Below are 18,567 nucleotides of genomic sequence, written 5' to 3'. Positions count from 1 at the left end.
GAGAAGACGCCGCGCACGGGATTACCAACTTGTTTGTGTACAAATGCAAGGGCTATCTCGATCGCTGCTTGTTGTTGGTTTTTCCGGCAACGAGGACAGGACGACTTGCCGCCAGCAGACCCCCCAGGGGCCGTGCGACGTGCTCCAGCTCACGACGGCGAACACCGAGAACGCAGGCTTGGGCGGTTTGTTCCAAGGGATCCTGTTAAATTGCCGCCGAACCGGCGCCAGGGTGCGCTTGCAGCCGGACGCCGCCGGCCAGGGGCTGCGGCTCAACCCATTGGCGAATGTGGCCTTAATTACTTCCTCAGGCTGAGAATGTAGCCTGCCAGGTCGGCCGCATCATTCGCACTGAGCGGATTGTTGGCCATCGTTGCGTGGGGAAGCAGGAGGAACTTGGTCAGCATCTCCTTCGTCACGTCGTCCCTCGCCGCGATGGCGACGAACGGCCGGGCGCGCCGGAACTTGGTCGGCTTGGTGGCCACCGCGTGGCAGGCGGCGCACCAGCGCTCGGCGAGCTGGCGGCCGTGGTCGAGATCCTCGGCGGCCGCCGGAGCGGAGAGCAGGACCAGCAGCAGCAGCGATGGTACGGAGGCACGTCGCACGCCCGGTTCTCCTCACAGCGGCTGGTCGTCGTCGGTCGACGGCTGGTCCTGCAGCGAGACGATGTCACCGCCGCCGAACTCGTCTTCTGGGGGCGGATAGACCCACATGTGGTCGCGCACGCTCCTGACGCCCTGGACGCTCTTGGCCGCCACGATCGCCGTGGCCCGCTCCTTCTCGTTGCGCACCGCCCCCGTGAGATGCGCGATGCCGTTGCGGACGACGACGTTGAAGCGGCAATGCTTGCAGGCGGCTTGGTCGAGTGAATCGAGGATGGCGCTGCGGATGCCGTCATCGTCGGGGGTGGGGCCCGGAACGGCAGTGGCGAGGTCGGCCACGGTTTGCAGGAAATCCGTATGTGTCACCACGCCGGCCAGCCGGTCGCCACTCATCACCGGGAGACGCTTGATGTTGCGCTTTTCCATGATCTCGGCGATCTCCGCCAGGCTGGCATCGGCGCTGACGGTGACCGGAGGCTGGCTCATGATGTCGCCGACCGTCCGGCCGTGGGAATGGACGAAGTCGGCGCCGATGCGACCGCGGCCGACCAGGAGGTCGAGCCAGCGGCCTTGCCTGCGCTCGGTGCCGAGCTCGGCGCGGCGCAGGAAATCACCGTCCGTCACCATGCCGACGAGCGTACCGGACGCGTCGACCACCGGCAGCCCGCCGATGTGGTTGTGCAGCATGATCCGCGCTGCCTCGGCCACCGGGGTTCCGGGCGTCACCGCGATCACGGATCTGGTCATGATTTGATGAGCGCGCATGTCGTCGTCTCGTGCAATCGCTACGGTCGCAATCGATGGAGAATAGCTCCGCGGCATCGCGCGCGCTTGACCAGGATCAATCCGAGGTCGTGCCGCCCTACACGATCCTTGATGTCTTGTTGCCCCAATAGCGGTCGCGCAGCAGGCGCTTGTAGAGCTTGCCGGTCGGCAGCCGCGGCAGCTCCTTCTCGAAATCGATCGAGCGCGGCACCTTCTGCCGCGACAGCGACTGCCGGCAGAACGCGATCAGCTCCTCTTCCAGCTCAGGCCCGGGCATGATGCCCGACATCGGCTGGACCACCGCCTTCACCTCCTCGCCGAGATCGGGATTGGGCACGCCGAACACGGCGGCATCGGCGACCTTCGGATGCGTGATCAGCAGGTTCTCGCATTCCTGCGGGTAGATGTTCACGCCGCCGGAGATGATCATGAAGGTGGCGCGGTCGGTGAGATAGAGATAGCCGTCGGCATCGACATAGCCGACGTCGCCCACGGTGCTCATGCTGCCGTCGGCCGAACGGGCCTCCTTGGTGCGCTCGGGGTCGTTGAAGTATTCGAACGGCGAGCCCGTCTTGAACCACACCGTGCCGGCGGTCCCGACCGGGCAAGGCTGCATGTTTTCGTCGAGGATGTGCAGGTCGCCGAACAGCACCTTGCCGACCGTGCCGCGATGCGCGAGCCATTCCGCGCTGTCGCAGGCGGTGAAGCCGAGGCCTTCGGTGGCGCCATAATATTCGTGGATGATCGGCCCCCACCATCTGATCATGTCCTCCTTGACCTGCGCCGGGCAGGGCGCTGCGGCGTGGATTGCGACCTCGAGCGAGGAGAGGTCGTAGCGGGTCCGAACGTCCTCCGGCAGCTTGAGCATGCGCGAGAACATCGTCGGCACCAATTGGGTGTGCGTGATGCCCCATTGCTCGACGAGCTGGAGATAACGCTCGGGATCGAACGTCTCCATGATGATGGCGGTGCCGCCGACGCGGATGGTGAGGTTGACCGCGGCCTGCGGCGCGGAGTGATAGAGCGGCGCCGGCGACAGGTAGATCATGCCCTCGCGGTAGCGCCACAGCCTTTCCAGGAAGTCGAAGATCGGAAGCTGCTGCACCGGCGGCTGCTCGGGCAGCGGCCGCAGGATGCCCTTCGGCCGGCCCGTGGTGCCGGAGGAGTACAGCATTGCGGTGCCGACGCATTCGTCGGCGATCGGCGTCGCCGGCAGGCCGGCTGTGGCCTCGGCGAGGCCGACGATCCCCTCGCTCTCGCCTGCGCCATCGGCGACGATGCACAGCTCGATGCCGGGCGCCTCCTTCAGCGCCTCGCGCGCGACGTCGAGCTTGGCGAGGGAAGTGATCAGGAGCCGCGACCGGCTGTTATTGAGGATGTAGGTCAGCTCGCCGGGCGTGAGGTAGGAGTTCACGCAGGTGAAATACAGCCCGGAGCGCTCGCCGGCGCCGCACGCCTCCAGATAGCGGCTGTTGTTCTCCATGAAGATCGAATAGTGGTCGAGCCGCTTCAGGCCGCGTTGGCGGAACAGATGCGCCAGCCGGTTGCTGCGCGCCTCCAGCTCGCGATAGGTCACCGCCTCGCCGGTCGAGGCCATGATGAAGGCAGGCTGCAGTGGGCGCAGCCGGGCGTGCTTGCCGGTGTACATGTGTCCTCCTGCCGATGCGCGCAGCTCGCCGCGGCGCGCGGGCGGGAGGCGCCTGCCGCGGCACCTCGGCATGGCGACGCGATGCAGACGATGCTGCCTCACGCGTCCAGGCGGTTTCCGTCCCTGCGCACCATCCCGGCGGGACGGCTCGTTGTTTGGCGCGAATGTAGCGGAGGAGCCCGCCTCTCTCAACATGGCTGTCAGCCGACTGACCGAGGCGGGAAGGGGATGGGCGCGGCCGGGGTTCTGGCATAACATGAGCGCGCATTCCAACGAATGACATCTCAAGACCAAGAAATGCGGGGAGAGACCATATGAAATCGGGTTTGCTGGCTATTGCGGCCGTCGGTGCGCTGCTGGCGGCGGCGCCGGCGTCGGCACAGGTCAAGATCGGCATCCTCAATGACCAGTCCGGCGTCTATGCCGACTACGGCGGCAAATATTCCGTCGAAGCGGCCAAGATGGCGATCGAGGATTTCGGCGGCGAGGTGCTGGGGCAGAAGGTCGAGCTGGTCACCGCCGACCACCAGAACAAGCCCGATCTCGCCTCCACGATCGCGCGGCGCTGGTACGACACCGAGGGTGTCGACATGATCACCGAGCTGACGACCTCCTCGGTCGCGCTGGCGATCCAGGAGCTGTCGAAGGAGAAGAAGAAGATCGACATCGTCGTCGGCGCCGCGACCTCGCGCATCACGGGCGATGCCTGCACGCCCTACGGCTTCCACTGGGCCTATGACACCCGCGCGCTCGCGGTCGGCACCGGCGGCGCGCTGGTCGAATCCGGCGGCGACACCTGGTTCTTCATGACCGCCGACTACGCCTTCGGCTATGCGCTCGAGAAGGACACCAGCGACATCGTGACGTCGAAGGGCGGCAAGGTGCTGGGCTCGGTGCGCATCCCGCTCAACTCGTCGGACTTCTCCTCCTTCCTGCTGCAGGCGCAGAGCTCGAAGGCCAAGATCATCGGGCTTGCCAATGCCGGCCTCGACACCACCAACTCGATCAAGCAGGCGGCCGAATTCGGCATCGTCAAGGGCGGGCAGAAGCTCGCCGGCCTGCTGATGACCCTGTCCGAGGTGCATGGCCTCGGGCTGGAGGCGGCGCAGGGCCTGATCCTCACCGAAGGCTTCTACTGGGATCGTGACGACAAGTCCCGCGCCTTCGGCGAGCGCTTCATGAAGCGCACCGGCCGGATGCCGAGCATGATCCACGGCGGCACCTATTCCGCGACCTTGTCCTATCTGAAGGCGGTGAAGGCCGCCGGAACCAAGGACTCCGACGCGGTGGCTGCGAAGCTGAAGGAGCTGCCGGTCGACGACGCCTTTGCTCAAGGCAAGGTGCTCGCCAACGGTCGCATGGTGCACGACATGTATCTGTTCGAGGTCAAGAAGCCGTCGGAATCGAAGAAGCCGTGGGACTACTACAAGCAGCTCGCCACGGTGCCCGGCGACAAGGCGTTCTTCACCGCCAAGGAGAGCGGCTGCCCGCTGACGAAGTGATCCTGCCACGCTAAAGGGGTCGTCCCGGCGAAAGCCGGGACGACGGAAGAGGGCGGAGCGGTCAGCCGTGCAGCATGCGCCAGAGAATGGCGATGAGCGCGCCGACCAGCAGCGCCGAGGCGGCGAGCGCCTGCACGCCGAAGCCGGGGCCCCGCTTCTCCGCGGCCTTGGCGTAGGACAACATGTACATCGCGCGGCCCGCGATCCAGACGAGGCCGATCAGGGCCGCGATCGTGTCGCTGACATAGATCGCGAACAGCCACAGCGCCGGCAGGAAGATCGGCAGCCATTCCAGCGTATTCACCTGCACGCGATAGGTGCGCTCGAAATCGAGATTGCCGGTGACGGCCGGCGCCTTCACGCCGAACCGGGCGCGCGCCTGCGCGACGCGGACCGCCATGTAGAAATACAGCATGAGCGCGAGCACGGTGACGAGTGCGGTGAAATGATACATGCGCGGTTCCCCCCTTGATGACGGCCTGTTAATATCCCGTCAGCTCGAGATAGCCCACCCCGGTGTGGCTGCCCTTGAAGCTGATCGGTCCCTCCCAATACGGCACGCGGGTGCCCATCCAGGCCTTGGGGTTGAGCGGCGCGGTGTCGATGGCGATGCCGAGCGCGGCGATCTCGACGCGCCAGCCGACCGGCAGTCGGCGTTCGCCGATCGCAACGACGTCCTTCGGCGTCATCACGATGCCCCCGGGACCAAGCGCGTGTGAGGCGCCGTCGGCCGTGATCCAGGTGCCCGAAATGTAATCGCCATTGCCCTGCCGCATCCGGTACAGCATCAGCTTCTCGCCGCCGGAAAAATGCAGCGCGAACCAGTCCCAGCCGCTCTGGTCGGCGGCCAGCGGCTGGCTGCTCCATTCGCGGTCGAGCCAGGCTTGGCCCGAGACCTCGACCGGCGTGCCGTCGAAGCTGATGCGGCCGCGGGCGCGGTAGAACGGCTGGCTGTAGTAGTACGAGGCCTGGCCGCGCTCGGATTTGCGGCTGTAGCCGCCGATGCCCTGCAGCACCACCGGACGATCCGCCTCCAGATGCAGCGCGTAGGAGAAGTCCGGCCCGGCGGCGGTCATGTCGAGCGGCGCCAGCGATCGATCGTCGGTCGCGGCGGTACCCCGCAATTGCCAATCATCGATCCAGGCCTGGAACGGCTTGGCCTCGACGCCCGCCTGGCCGACACCGCCGCGCGCGAACTTCTCGGTCGAGCGGTGGCTGTCGGCGCGCGTCACCGCGGCATGCGCCATCCAGAGCTGCTGATTGTCGAACCCCTCGGTTTGCGGTCCGGGCCGCGCCGCCGAGCGGAACAGCGTCCATTGCAGGCCATACGCCTTGCCGCTGCTATCGCTGAGATTCGCGGTGACGTACCACCATTCGATGCGGAAATCGTCGTGCGGACCGTGATCGACGGGGAATGAGAACGTCCGGCCCGGCGTCACCGACGCAAAGCCGTCGGCGCTGTCGCTGAGGCCCGCAAAGCCCTGCCCGCCTGCAAGCCGCGGCAGCGCCAGCAGGCCTAGCCCGCCGATCAGCCCGCGCCGCGATATGGTCGCCCTAGCGCTCAATGGTGAAGGTCCTGACCAGATCGGCCGGCTGCATCCGCGCCAGCCGCAGCACCGGCAGCAGCGAGGCGATCACCGCCGCCGCCAACGTGACGATGAGCAGCCGGATGAGCTGCAGCGGAAACACGTCGAACGGCAACCGCCAGCCGAACGCCTTGACGTTGACGATCGCGATCAGGCACCACGCCACGACGAGCCCGAGCGGCAGCGCCAGAAGCGCGGTCAGGCCGGCGAGCGACAGCGTCTTCAACAGCTCCACTTCGGCGAGCCGCCGCCGCGTCAGCCCGATCGCCCAGAGCGGCGCGAGCTGCGGCAGCCGCGAGTTCGCGAGGGTCAGCAGGCTGGTCAGCAGCGCGATCGCCGCGACGCCCAGCGTGAAGGTGTTGAGCGCGCCGGTGACCGCGAAGGTGCGGTTGAAGATCTGCTTCGACTCCTGCTTCACGGTCGCCTGGTCGATGACATTGCGGCCGTCCAGGCCGAACTTGTCGGTGAGAGCAGCGATCAGCCCCGGCACGTCGGCCGGCGCCGCGCGCACGGCCATGCGCGTGATCGGCGTCGCCGGAAAGCGCCGCGTCAGCGCGGCGACGTTGACCGTGACCTGGCCCTTCGGATTGCCATAGTCGGCATAGATCCCCACGACAGTGATGCGCCAATCGCCGGTCGGCGCGGCGAGGTCGATGCTGTCGCCGACAGACAGATGGAGCCGCCGCGCCAACTGCTCGCTGACGAAGCCTGCGTCGCCGCGCACCAGCTGCTTCCACGCGTTGGCGCCGGCCTGCAGCAGCGGCCAGTGGTCGCGATAGGTGTCGTGATCGGGCAGGCCGAGCACATCGATCGGCGCGCCCGCCAACTGCGTCTCGGCGCGGCCGCCGGGCAGCACAGCCTGCACCTCAGGCCGTGTACGCAGCCAGCTTTGAATCTCGCGCGCCTGCGCCTCGTCCGCAGCGCTGATGTAGACGTCGGCGGCGAGCCGGCCGTCGAGCCAGACCAGGAAGGTGCGGCTGAAGGTCTCGACCATCGTGGCGACGCCGACATTGACGGCGAGCGCCAGCAGCAGCGCCATCAGCGCCAGCGACAGGCCCGAGATCTGCTGGCGGCTGTCGGCCCAGAACCACTGCGCCAGCGCCGTCCGCGCGCCGCGCTCGCCGAGCCGCAGCACGAGCTCCAGGACCGCCGGCAGCAGCAGCGCGGCACCGAGCATCATCGCCGCGAGCACGCCGAAGCCGGCCAGCAGCGATTGTCCGAGCCACAGCAGCAGACCTGCTGTGACGAAGAAGGCGAGCGCGATGGCGCTCTGCAGCTGCAGCCAGCGCCGCTGCGCCTCCTGCCACGCATAGGGCTGCGCGGTGGAGAGGATCGGCAGCCGCATCGATTTGATCAGGCTCGTGGTCGCGGCTGCGAGCGCGCCGGCGATGCTGATGACGAGGCCCGCAAGCCACCATTCCGGCTGCAGGCTCAGTTCGCCCGGCACCTGCGCGCCATACAGCCCGCGCAGCGATGCCGCTACGTTCGGCAGCAGCGCGGCGGCGATGATGTAGCCGCACACCAGTCCGGCCAGGCCCGCCACCAAGGCAAAGCCGATCAGCTCGCCGATCAGCACGCCATTGAGCTGCCGCGCCGACACGCCGCAGGCGCGCAAGGTGCGCAGCACCGGCAGGCGCTGCTCGAAGGCAAGACCGATGGCGGAGTTGACGATGAACAGGCCGACGACGAACGACAGCAGGCCGAAGGCGGTGAGGTTGAGGTGGAAGCTGTCGGTCAGCCGCTCCAGGTCGGTCTCGGCCTCCGGCTGCACGAGCTGCAGCCGGCCGCCGGCGAATGATTGCAAAGCGTCTCGCTTGCCCGTCGCCTTGCCGACCAGCAGCCGCGAGATCTGGCCGGGCTTGTCGAGCAGCCGCTGCGCGTCGCTGATATCGACGACGAGCACGCCGGGCGCGAGCTGCTGCTGCGCCATCAAGGGCGGCAGCTTGACATCGTTGCTGAGCCGCGGCGTCGCGCCGTCCTTGACTCCGAGATCGGCCAGCGTGTCCGGCGAGATCAGCGTCCGATGCGGCGGTGTCAGGAACGCCTCGAGCTCGCTGCGGCCGACCATCGGCGCATCGCCGACCTCCCGGGGGATGCTGAACGGCTCGATGCCGAGCAGCCGCAGCGAATGGCCGTCGATCTGCACGCGGCCCTCCAGCACCGGCGACACCGGCCAGCCGGCGCGGCGCAATTCCGCGAACACGCTCTGCGGCAGCATCTTGCCGTCGGTCGCGACCAGCATCGGCGTGCGCGCGCCGCCGAAGATCGCGGCGGCGCGATCATACGAGCTGCGGGCCTGCTGATTCAGCGCCTGCACGCCGCTCCACAGCGCGGTCGCCGAGATCAGCCCGATCAGCAAGGTCGCGAGCTGCATCGGATGCCGGCGCCAGTGGCTGAGCAGCACCGCTAATATCCACAGCGCGCGTCTCATGCGATGCGTCCGGCATGCAGGTGGACGTGACGGTCGAGCATCGCCGCGAGCCGCGCGCTGTGCGTCACCATCAGGAAGCCGCAGCCGGTGCGCGCGACGAGGTCGCGCGTCAGCGCCATCACCTCGTCGGCGGTGTCCTCGTCGAGGTTGCCGGTCGGCTCGTCAGCAAGCAGCAGCGCCGGCTTGATCGCCAGCGCGCGGCCGATCGCGACGCGCTGCTGCTGCCCGCCCGACAATTGCTCGGGATAGCGCTTGAGCAGCGGCTTCAGCCCGAGCCGCTCGACCAGCTCGCTGTGCCACGCCGGATCATGCCGACCGGCCAGCCGCGCCTGGAAGCTGAGATTGTCCTGCACCGACAGGCTCGGCACCAGGTTGAACTGCTGGAACACGAGGCCCAGCCGCTCGCGCCGGACCGCCGCGCGTGCCGAATCGTCGAGCGCGCCAACCGCAGCGCCGTCCAGCAGGATGTCGCCGCCGTCGGCGGCATCGAGCCCGGCGATGAGATGCAGCAGCGTGCTCTTGCCGGAGCCGGATTCGCCGGTTAGCGCGACGCGCTCGCCGGAGGAGACGTCGAGGTCGACGCCACGCAGAACATGGATCGGTTCGCCGCCGGATCGATAGGATTTGGTGAGATGACGGACGCTGAGCACGGGCATGATCGGGGTTGTTGCGTCACAACATAACAAGGGCCAACGCGAACATCACCTGCTCGTTCGTCGTGACGCCGCCGATGTGATGCCGGCCGCGCGCAATCAGGTTGCGAGGGTATCGCGATGCAGCCCAAGAGGGCGGATTCCCGCGTTGCAGCAACAACTTAGCGCGCGAGCCGGTTGCCTGCGGAGCCGCTTCGTGGGTAGCATCGTCGAAACGCCCGGATGACAGGGGCGGATCATGACAGAACGGGGAACGACCATGGCCGCGCCGACGACGCTGAAGGGCACATCCCGCGCAAGCGCGACCCCGAAGGGGGCCTGGAAGATCACCTTCCTGCTGTTCCTGTTCATGCTGGTGAACTTCGCCGACAAGATCGTGGTCGGGCTCGCCGGCGTGCCGATCATGACCGAGCTCAACCTGAACGCCGAGCAGTTCGGCCTGCTCGGATCGTCCTTTTTCTTCCTGTTCTCGATCTCCGCCATCGTCGTCGGCTTCGTCGTCAACAAGGTGCCGACGCGCTGGGTGCTGCTGGTGCTGGCGCTGATCTGGGCGGTGGCGCAGTTTCCGATGGTCGGCACCGTCGGCTTCACCACGCTGCTGATCTGCCGCGTCATTCTCGGCGCCGGCGAAGGTCCCGCCGCGTCCGTGGCCGTTCACGCCGTCTACAAATGGTTTCCCGATGAGAAACGAGCGATGCCGACCGCGATCCTGTCACAGGGGTCGGCGTTCGGCGTCATCCTCGCGGTGCCCGCGCTGAACTGGATCATCGTGAATCATGGCTGGCACTATGCTTTCGGCGCGCTCGGCGTGGTCGGGCTGATGTGGAGCGTGGCGTGGCTGTGGCTGGGCAAGGAAGGGCCGCTGGCCGAGGTCGAATTCGCCGGCCTGCGCGAGCAGCGCGTCCCGTATCTGCAATTGCTGACGTCGCGGACCTTCGTCGGTTGCGTTGCCGCGACCTTCGGCGCCTATTGGGCGCTGTCGCTCGGGCTCACCTGGTTCACGCCGTTCCTGGTGAAGGGCCTCGGCTTCTCGCAGCAGCAGGCCGGCTTCATCTCGATCCTGCCCTGGATCTTCGGCGCGTGCGTGGTGCTGACCACGGGCTTCGTGTCGCAGACGCTGATGGCGCGCGGCGTATCCACCCGCATGGCCCGCGGCGTGCTCGGCGCGACGCCGCTCGTGATCGGCGGCGCCCTGATGGCGATGATGCCGCATGTCGACGCCGCGTCGGCCAAGATCGCACTGCTCGTGGTCGGATCGGGATTGTGCGGCTCGATCTACGTCGTCTGCCCGCCGATGATCGGCGAGTTCACGCCGGTCACGCAGCGGGGCGCCGCCATGGCGATCTACGGCGCGCTCTATACGCTGGCGGGCATCGTGGCGCCGGTGGTGATGGGCAAGATGATCCAGGCCTCCGGCAGCCTGCTCGAAGGCTACATGTCCGGCTTCACCATCAACGCCGTGATCATGGTGATCTCCGGCCTGCTCGGCCTGGCGTTGCTCTGGCCGAACAGCGAACGCGCCCGCCTGCAGGCGCAGCAGGCTGCCGCGCCGGAATTTGCGTGATACAACCCCTGCCGGGGGTCATCAGGAGGCGGCCTCGCATTCATCCTTGCTGAGGTCCTGCACGATGCGCCTGTTTTATCATATGCTGCACTACTGGCGCGGTGCGCGATGCCTGAAGATCGAGGACTTCCCAGGCGCCATCCTCCACTTCAGCAAGGTGATCCAGCTCAACCCGCGCAACTATTACGCCTACCATAATCGTGGCGTCGCCCTTCAGGGCATGGGAAGCCACGCCAGTTCGATCGCGGATTTCGGCCTGGCCCTCAAGCTGAAGCCGAACGCGCAGACATTCGGCGCCCGGGGCGTGTCGCGGAAACTCCTTGGCGACTTCGACGGCGCCTTTGATGACCAGACGCGAGCTCTCGCTCTCGACCCCAGGGTCGCCGCGGCTCATGGCGAACTCGCGTTCCTTCATCACGTGAAGGGCGATTCGGATCGCGCGATCGTCGAGAGCACGACGGCGATCGGCCTCGCACCCAATGACCCCATCATGCAGAGGGGGCGTGGCTATATCCAGTTTTGCCGCGGCAGGTTCGATGCCGCGGCAGCGGACATGGAAAGATCGCTCGCGCTCGAGTTCGATCCCTATGCGGTTCTGTTTCTTTACCTGTCGCTCGCCCGGTTGTCGGGGCGCGCCAGGCCGGACCTCGCCGCTGTCGCATCGCGCTGGACTGCGGCGCAGTGGCCTGGACCGGTGTTCGATCTGCTGATGGAGCGTTCGACGGCGCAGCAGGTGCTGAATGCGACCGCAACGGCTCCCGAACAGGCTGAAGCCTATTTCTACATCGGTGAGTGGCATCTGTTGAACGGCCGCCACGACGAGGCCGCAAGAGCACTCGAAATCGCCCTGCGCTCGTTGCCGCCATGGTTCAACGAATACTCGGCCGCACGATCCGAGCTTGCAAGGCTCGCCGAGACGGTCGCCGCGGCCAGTTGATGTCTCAGCTCACACGGCGCGCTCCCCTGACCAGCCGCCCCGGCCGTGCGCCGGTGGCCTCGCCGTGGCGGCGCGTGACCACGCCGGACACGATCGTCGCGTCGTAGCCGTCGACCTCCTGCATCAGGCGGCGGCCGCCGACCGGCAGGTCGTAATGCACTTTCGGCGGATGCAGGTGCAGCCGGTCGTAGTCGATGACATTGACGTCCGCCTTGTAGCCCGGCGCGATCAGGCCGCGATCGTCGAGGCCGACGGAGAGTGCGGTCTTGCGCGACTGCGCGGCGACGACGAAGGGAATCGACAGTCTGTCGCCGCGCTTGCGGTCGCGGGTCCAGTGCGTGAGCAGATAGGTCGGGAAGCTGGCATCGCAGATGATGCCGCAATGCGCGCCGCCATCGCTGAGGCCGGGCACGCTGCGCGGGTCACGCAGCATCTCGTAGGTGGCATCGAGATTGCCGTCGGCATAATTGAGGAACGGCACGTAGAGCATGCCGCGCCCGCCGTCCGTCAGCATCGCGTCATAGGCCAGTTCCTCGGGGCGACAGCCGCGGGCGCGGGCCTGGGCGCCGAGCGACCGCTCGGGCGGCTGCTCATAGTCCGGCGGATCGCCGAGCAGGTACATCTTGTCGTAGTTCGGCTTGAAGAACAGCGGGTCGTCGGTCGCGCTGGCCTGCTCGCTCAGGATCGCCGCGCGAACCTGCGGATCGCGCATCCGGGTGACGCGCTCCGCCAGCGGCAGATGCGCGATCGCCTGATAGCTCGGATGCGTCTGCAGCGGGTTGCGCGACAGCTCCAGCCCGAGCAGCAGCCCGACCGGACGCGCCGCGATCTGCGCCGTCACCGACAGGCCGCGCGCAGCGGCGGCGTTGATCTCGGCCAGCGTCTGCCGCCAGCGCTGCGGCGCGCGGTCGTTCTGCGTCACCGAGAACGAGATCGGGCATTTCGTTGCCTCGGCAATGCGCAGCATCATCGGCAGGTCTTCATGGATGGTCGAGATGTCGAGCACGAATTGCAGCACGCTGCGGCCGGCGCCGTGCATGGCCTGCGCGATCGTCGTCAGCTCGTCCTCGCCGGCCTTCAAGGTCGGCGTGTAGTCGCCGGTCGAGGTCCGGTGGTTGAGCGTGCGCGAGGTCGAGAAGCCGAGCGCGCCGGCCTTGACCGCATCGCGCGCCAGCGCCGCCATCGCGCGGTTGTCGTCGGCGGTGGCGGGATCACGCCGCGCGCCGCGCTCGCCCATCACATAGACGCGCAGCGCCGCATGCGGCAGTTGCGCGCCGATGTCGAGATCGAATTCACGCTTGCCCAGCCACTCCATGTAGTCCGGAAAGCTCTCCCATTCCCAGGGAATGCCGGCCTCGAGCACCGGCTCGGGAATGTCTTCGACGCCCTCCATCAACTGGATCAGCCGCTGATGATCGGCCGGCCGGCACGGCGCGAAGCCGACGCCGCAATTGCCCATGATCGCTGACGTGACGCCGTTCTGCGACGACGGCGAGATGTCGTGGCTCCAGGTGACCTGGCCGTCGTAATGGGTGTGGACGTCGACGAAGCCGGGCGTGACCAGTTTGCCGCGTGCGTCGATCTCCTCGCGGCCGGATGCTGTGACCTTGCCAACTTCGGCGATGCGGCCGTCCGCAATCGCCACATCAGCCTCACGCAGCTCGCCGCCTGAGCCATCGGCAACGGTTCCACCGCGGATCACGAGATCTGGCTGCGTCATGGCGTGTCTTCCCCGATATTGTCATTATCGGGACATCATCGACGCATGCACGATGATGTCAACACGCGGGAAGAGACAGCAGCGTTGCATGGAGAGGTGGAAGCGCGTCTCAAACGTCGCGCAACTATCAGAGGTGCTCATGATTGCGCCCTCTCCCCTTGTGGGAGAGGGCATGTAGGACAGATCAGCAAGCTCGGTCGGGTGAGGGGTCTCTCTTGGGGTATCTCTCCGCCGGCTTCCTTCGCAGAGCGAGCCCCCTCACCCGACGGAGCACGCGGCTGCGCCGGCGATGCCCTCTCCCACAAGGGGAGAGGGCGCTGCATCGGGCAGCGCGGACGAACTAATAGCTTACTGTCCCTAGGGTGGCAAAGCGACGCCATCAGGCGCTGCGTGCCCACCGTTGGTAGCTGTGGTGTCGGTGACAAATGGTGGGCACGCGTCGCTTTGCCCACCCTACGTCGAAAACTACGCCTTGGCCTTCTTCGGCTCGGTGAAGAACGCCAGCACGATGGTCAGCAGCATGAACACGACCGAGGCGCCGAACACCCAGCGGGGCGCGTTCATGTCCATGATCCAGCCGAACAGCAGCGGGCTGACCACGCCGGCGAAGTTGAAGCCGGTCGAGACGATGCCGAAGGCGCGGCCGGCGGCACCTGGAGGAGCCGCGTTGCGCACCAGCATGTCGCGCGACGGCGCGATCACGCCGCTCATGAAGCCGGCGATCAGCATGATCGCCACCAGCAGCACCGTCGGCAGGCTGACGAAGGTGATGACGAGCACCAGCACGGCGTTGATCGCATAGGCGACGGCCGCGACCAGGTTGTGATGCCTGATGCGGTCGGCGAGCTGGCCGCCGGCGAGCACGCCGACGGCGCTGGCGCCGAGGAATGCGGTCAGCGCGATATTGGCGGTCGAGAACGAGATGCCGTAGCCGTTCATGAATGCGACCACGCCGAAGCTGGCGATGCCGGCGTTGGACAGGCTGAGCAGCATGAAGAACACGGTCAGCAGCATCAGCATCGGCGTCAGCAGGCTGGGCTGCTTCGCCTTGCTGCCGTCGGCAGCGGTGTGGTGCGGATGCGGCGGCACCTCCGGCACGTTGCCGACGAGCAGCAGCAGCGCCGCGAGCGGTCCGACCAGGCCGGCCGCGATCAGCGCGCCGGAGCCGCCGACGGTGGTGACCAGCGCCGCCATCACGGCGGGCGCGACCGCGCCGCCGAGATAGCCAGCGAAGGTGTGCACGCCGAAGGCGCGGCCCATCCGCTTCTCGTCCATGTGGGCCGACAGCAGGGCATAGTCCGAGGGATGGTAGACCGCGTTGGCGAGGCCGAGCAGCACCGCCGAGACGACGAGGCTCGTGTAGGTCAGGTAGAACCCGAGCAGCGCCAGCGACAGGCCGCCGAGCGTGAGGCCGAGCAGCAGGATGCGGCGGGCGCCGGCGCGGTCGACGAGATAGCCGACCGGGGCCTGGGTCAGCGCCGACACCACAGCGAACACGGTGAGCGGAAAGCCGAGCTCGACATAGCCGACGCCGAGCTTCTCCTTGAGGTACGGAAACAGCATCGGCAGCACCAGCATGTGCAGGTGGCTGACCCAATGCGCCAGCGAGATCAGCGCCAGCGTGCGCAGCGGGGAGGCGGCCCGGACCGGAGCACGGACATGTTGCGGTGCGGCGAGAACGTCAGCCATGGTCGATCCGTGTGGCTCCGGTCGTCAGCGATGGAAAAGAGGACGCGTTGCCGGCAAACCGCCGATGCTGCCTAAACAGAGGCGCGCGACACAACGCCACACTATCGGATTGCGGTTCATTGTCCATGAACGCCCGCGCATGGCACCTGCGCGGGATGGCCGGCGGCCGAGGGGCGGCAAGTCACCCGCCGCCGTTCCGGGGTTGTGGGCAGGAAGGCACGGTGTGTCCCCACCACAGGTGTCGTCCCCGCGAACGCGGGGACCCATAACCGCCGGCGGATGTTTGTTGCGCGAGTCGTGCAACACGCAGCCTGCCTCGAGACGGATCACGCGGTATGGGTCCCGGGTCGGCGCCCGCTGACGCTTCGCGTCAACGGTCTTGCCCGGGACGACAGCGAGTGTGGGGCGCGGTCGAAGGCTGCCGAAAGGTGGGAGAGGAGAGCGAGAGCGTAACTCCCTACGGCACCACCGGTCCGCCGGCCTTCTTCCACGCGTCCAGTCCGCCCTCGATATGTGCCGTATTCGCAAGCCCCGCCGCTTGCGCGGTCTGCACGGCCATCGCCGAGCGCTCGCCATAGGCGCAGAAGAACACGATGCGGCGGCCGGTGGCGGCGGCAACCTCGCGCAGCATGCCGCCGGGCTTGAGATTGTCGGCGATCGCAGGATAGGGCGCGTGCAGCGCGCCGGACAGCGTGCCGTGCTTGGCGCGCTCGGCGGCCTCGCGCAGATCGACCAGCAGCACGTCGGGACGTCCCAGGCATTCGATCGCCTCACGTGCCGACAGCGACAGGCCCTGCTTCGCCAGTTCCTCCTGATGCAGCCCGACGCGCATGTTGGCGGGCACCGCGACATCCATCATCTTCGGATTCGGCAGCTTCAGATTCGCCATCAGCGCGACGTAGTCGTCGACCGACTTAACCTGCAGGCGCGGATTGTAGCGGCGCTCCTCGCCGATGGTGGAGACGGTGTCGCCCTTGTAGTCGTGCGCGGGATAGACCAGCGTGTCGTCGGGCAGCCGCAGCAGCCTGTTGAAGATGGAGTCGTACTGCTGCCGCGCATCGCCGTTCTGGAAATCGGTGCGGCCGGTGCCGCGGATCAGCAGCGTGTCGCCGGTGAAGACGCGGTCGCCCATCGAGAAACTATAGGAATCGTCGGTGTGCCCGGGCGTGTACATCACGTCCAGGCTGATGCCTTCGATGGCGATCTTGTCGCCTTCGGCGACGCGCATCGCCACCACGTCGGCTTTGGTCTGCTCGCCCATGATGGTGACGCAATGGGTGCGGTCGCGCAACGCGCCCAGGCCGGTGACGTGGTCGGCGTGCAGGTGGGTGTCGACGGCCTTCACCAGGCGCAAATCGAGCTCACGCAACAGCTGGCAGTAGCGGTCGACCTTCTCCAGCACAGGATCGATGATGACAGCCTCGCCGCCGGTGCGGCTGGCAAGGATGTAGCTGTAGGTGCCGGAGACGCTGTCGAACAATTGGCGGAAGATCATCGGCGCCTCCTTTCGATCAGGATCGTCGTGGCATTAGCACGATCGGCCCGATGTCACCAATGCGGCGGACGCTCGGCAGGCCGGATTGCACCGCGCCATCCGCGGTCACGATTGCGATGCAAATCCGGGATTGCCGTCGACGCCCGAGAGCGTGACCTTGTTGGTTCCGACCAGCACCAGCTGACCGTCGCGCAGGTGGTTGGCGACCACGTCCCACACCGGCTTGCCGTCTTGCGGGTTCATCGAGGCCCAGCCGGCGACCTTGTAGCTCTTGCGCGCGTCGAGCGGGCGGCCATCGTCGCGCGTGAGATCGGAGATGCGGCGGCCGATCGGCTCGGCGGGCGCGCAGCGGTAGGACAGCCCGCCGGTGCGCACCATGTCGCCGCCCTGCTGCAGATACGGATCGGCGTTGAACAGATTGTCGCAGACGTCCTCGAGCACGTTCTTGATCTCTGCGCCCGTCATCCGCTGCACATAGGTCTCGGGATAGGTGATGGCGGTCTGCGCCAGCACGTCCTCCAGCAGGATGGACTGGTTGGCGAGCAAGGTCGGACCCCAGCGGAATCCGGGCGACAGCGCAATCTCGGCGTCGAGCTCGCGGCGCAGCGCCGCGCAGATCAGGTCGTCGGTCGCGCCTTCGAAATTGCCGCGCCGGTACAGCAGCCGGTCCGATGTTGCGAGCTTCTCGCTCCAGGCCGCGACCTGCGGCTGCTGCGTCTGGTCGATCAGCGCCTGCATCGCGGGATCGGGCTTCAGCAGCTCCGAGTAGATGGGCAGCAGCCGATAGCGTGCATCGGCGACGCGGCCCTTGCCGACATCGAGATCGAGCACGGCGAGAAATTTGCCGTTCGAGCCGGCATTGGTGACCAAGGTCGCGCCCTTGGCGTTGCTGACCGCGACCGGTTGCGGAACCGCGTCATGGGTATGGCCGCCGAGGATGACGTCGATGCCGGTGACGCGGCTCGCGAGCTTGAGGTCGACATCCATGCCGTTATGCGACAGCAGGATCACGGCATCGACCTTGTCGGCGCCGCGCAGGCCATCGACCAGCTTCTGCAACTCCTCCTCGCGGATGCCGAACGTCCAGTCCGGCGTGAAGCGGCGCGGATGCGCGATCGGCACGTAGGGGAAAGCCTGGCCGATCACGGCAATGCGGGCGCCGCCGATCTCCTTGATGGTGGCCGGCTTGAACACGCGCCCCGATCCGGGATCGAATGCCTTGGCGTCGTTGAACGCGGCCTCCTCGGTCAGGAACACATTCTGCGCCAGGAACTCGCCCTTGAAGCGGGCGAGGTTGGCGCGCAGCGCCTCCTCGCCATAGGTGAACTCCCAATGCCCGGTCATCGCGTCGATGCCGAGCAGATTGGCGGCGCTCACCATGTCGGCGCCGCGCATCGCATTGGCGAGCCCGGTGCCCTGCCAGAGGTCGCCGCCATCGAGCAGCACCGAGCGATGGTCGCCGGCATCGGCGCGCAGCTTGTCGACCAGCGTCTTCAGATGTGCGAAGCCGCCCATCCGGCCGAAGCGGACGGCGTATTTCTCGAACTCGAACGAGGTGAAGGCATAAGCCTCCGCGCTGTCGGGCCGGATGCCGTAGCGGTCGAGGAAGGCGCGCTCGACCAGATGCGGCGGCCGTCCCCACATCTCGCCGATGCCGAGATTGACGCTGGGCTCGCGGAACAACAGCGGCCGCAGCTGCGCATGCGTGTCCGTGATGTGCAGGATGCGCGCGTTGCCGAATTTCTCGATGTCGTACAGGCTGACGGTGTCGGCGGCGGTCGCGCCGCGCAGCAGCGCCGGCGCGGCGATGGCCGCGACAGCCGATGCTTTCAGAAAATCCCGGCGCCGCATCGTCATGGCCAGCGTTCTAGATCATGATGCGATTCCATGGAATCGCATCATGATCCATCCCTTTGTGTGAGCATGATCTCCGCGCAAACGCCTTCGGCGGTTGTCGCGAGGGAGAACCGGTTGC

At 67.1% G+C, this 18,567-nt stretch carries 14 protein-coding genes; 3 read left to right on the top strand and 11 right to left on the bottom strand.

The genetic code is table 11. From position 1 onward, the window contains the following. Nucleotides 1–299 precede the first annotated feature (299 nt). The 3 genes from ACQR1X_RS11190 to ACQR1X_RS11180 form a co-directional block, all read right to left on the bottom strand. Nucleotides 300–605, bottom strand: a complete 306-nt coding sequence (locus ACQR1X_RS11190) for a c-type cytochrome (protein ID WP_316218713.1) — start codon at nucleotides 603–605, stop codon at nucleotides 300–302. Between the two features lie 12 nt (nucleotides 606–617). Then, nucleotides 618–1,367, bottom strand: a complete 750-nt coding sequence (locus ACQR1X_RS11185) for a CBS domain-containing protein (RefSeq protein ID WP_315801664.1) — start codon at nucleotides 1,365–1,367, stop codon at nucleotides 618–620. 97 nt (nucleotides 1,368–1,464) lie between these two features. After that, nucleotides 1,465–3,015, bottom strand: a complete 1,551-nt coding sequence (locus ACQR1X_RS11180) for an AMP-binding protein (RefSeq protein WP_434874051.1) — start codon at nucleotides 3,013–3,015, stop codon at nucleotides 1,465–1,467. Between the two features lie 314 nt (nucleotides 3,016–3,329). Here ACQR1X_RS11180 and ACQR1X_RS11175 point away from each other — a divergent pair, with 314 nt between their 5' ends. Next, on the top strand, nucleotides 3,330–4,517 hold the full coding sequence (locus ACQR1X_RS11175; protein ID WP_434898827.1) for an ABC transporter substrate-binding protein: 1,188 nt from the start codon (nucleotides 3,330–3,332) through the stop codon (nucleotides 4,515–4,517). A gap of 61 nt (nucleotides 4,518–4,578) precedes the next feature. On the opposite strand, the gene ACQR1X_RS11170 is transcribed toward ACQR1X_RS11175, so the two are convergent. The 4 genes from ACQR1X_RS11170 to ACQR1X_RS11155 are packed head-to-tail and all read right to left on the bottom strand — an operon-like array spanning nucleotide 4,579 to nucleotide 9,190. Next, the gene (locus ACQR1X_RS11170; RefSeq protein WP_315801661.1) at nucleotides 4,579–4,971 is read right to left on the bottom strand and encodes an MAPEG family protein; all 393 of its coding nucleotides are present in this window, start codon (nucleotides 4,969–4,971) and stop codon (nucleotides 4,579–4,581) included. A 28-nt stretch (nucleotides 4,972–4,999) separates the two neighbouring features. Continuing rightward, entirely contained in the window at nucleotides 5,000–6,082 is a 1,083-nt protein-coding gene (locus ACQR1X_RS11165) for a lipocalin-like domain-containing protein (protein ID WP_434898826.1), read from the bottom strand. Continuing rightward, nucleotides 6,072–8,534, bottom strand: a complete 2,463-nt coding sequence (locus tag ACQR1X_RS11160) for an FtsX-like permease family protein (protein ID WP_434898825.1) — start codon at nucleotides 8,532–8,534, stop codon at nucleotides 6,072–6,074. The genes ACQR1X_RS11165 and ACQR1X_RS11160 overlap by 11 nt, the downstream gene beginning before the upstream one ends. Next, on the bottom strand, nucleotides 8,531–9,190 hold the full coding sequence (locus ACQR1X_RS11155) for an ABC transporter ATP-binding protein (RefSeq protein WP_434881480.1): 660 nt from the start codon (nucleotides 9,188–9,190) through the stop codon (nucleotides 8,531–8,533). Before ACQR1X_RS11155 ends, ACQR1X_RS11160 begins: the two co-directional genes overlap by 4 nt. Before the next feature lie 256 nt (nucleotides 9,191–9,446). Between ACQR1X_RS11155 and ACQR1X_RS11150 the strand changes: the two genes are divergently transcribed. Further along, nucleotides 9,447–10,751 (top strand): MFS transporter, encoded by a 1,305-nt coding sequence (locus tag ACQR1X_RS11150; protein WP_316238086.1) that lies wholly within the window; start codon nucleotides 9,447–9,449, stop codon nucleotides 10,749–10,751. 82 nt (nucleotides 10,752–10,833) lie between these two features. Further along, nucleotides 10,834–11,688: a tetratricopeptide repeat protein gene (locus ACQR1X_RS11145; protein WP_434898824.1), complete on the top strand. Its 855-nt coding sequence runs from the start codon at nucleotides 10,834–10,836 to the stop codon at nucleotides 11,686–11,688. Nucleotides 11,689–11,692: 4 nt separating this feature from the next. Here ACQR1X_RS11145 and ACQR1X_RS11140 read toward each other — a convergent pair whose 3' ends face one another. The 4 genes from ACQR1X_RS11140 to soxB form a co-directional block, all read right to left on the bottom strand. After that, the gene (locus ACQR1X_RS11140) at nucleotides 11,693–13,408 is read right to left on the bottom strand and encodes an N-acyl-D-amino-acid deacylase family protein (protein WP_434881482.1); all 1,716 of its coding nucleotides are present in this window, start codon (nucleotides 13,406–13,408) and stop codon (nucleotides 11,693–11,695) included. Between the two features lie 465 nt (nucleotides 13,409–13,873). Beyond that, complete coding sequence (locus ACQR1X_RS11135) at nucleotides 13,874–15,097, bottom strand: MFS transporter (protein WP_434881483.1); 1,224 nt, start codon at nucleotides 15,095–15,097, stop codon at nucleotides 13,874–13,876. A 457-nt stretch (nucleotides 15,098–15,554) separates the two neighbouring features. Continuing rightward, nucleotides 15,555–16,592, bottom strand: coding sequence for an MBL fold metallo-hydrolase (locus tag ACQR1X_RS11130; protein WP_434881484.1), 1,038 nt, complete (start codon nucleotides 16,590–16,592; stop codon nucleotides 15,555–15,557). A gap of 105 nt (nucleotides 16,593–16,697) precedes the next feature. Next, nucleotides 16,698–18,449: a thiosulfohydrolase SoxB gene (gene soxB / locus ACQR1X_RS11125; protein WP_434881485.1), complete on the bottom strand. Its 1,752-nt coding sequence runs from the start codon at nucleotides 18,447–18,449 to the stop codon at nucleotides 16,698–16,700. Nucleotides 18,450–18,567: the final 118 nt, after the last annotated feature.

It is taken from the genome of Bradyrhizobium sp. HKCCYLRH3073 (genome assembly GCF_051167995.1).
Lineage (GTDB): Bacteria > Pseudomonadota > Alphaproteobacteria > Rhizobiales > Xanthobacteraceae > Bradyrhizobium.
The sequence above is the reverse complement of the archived record's forward strand: the minus strand, read 5'-3'. Positions and strand labels throughout refer to the sequence as shown.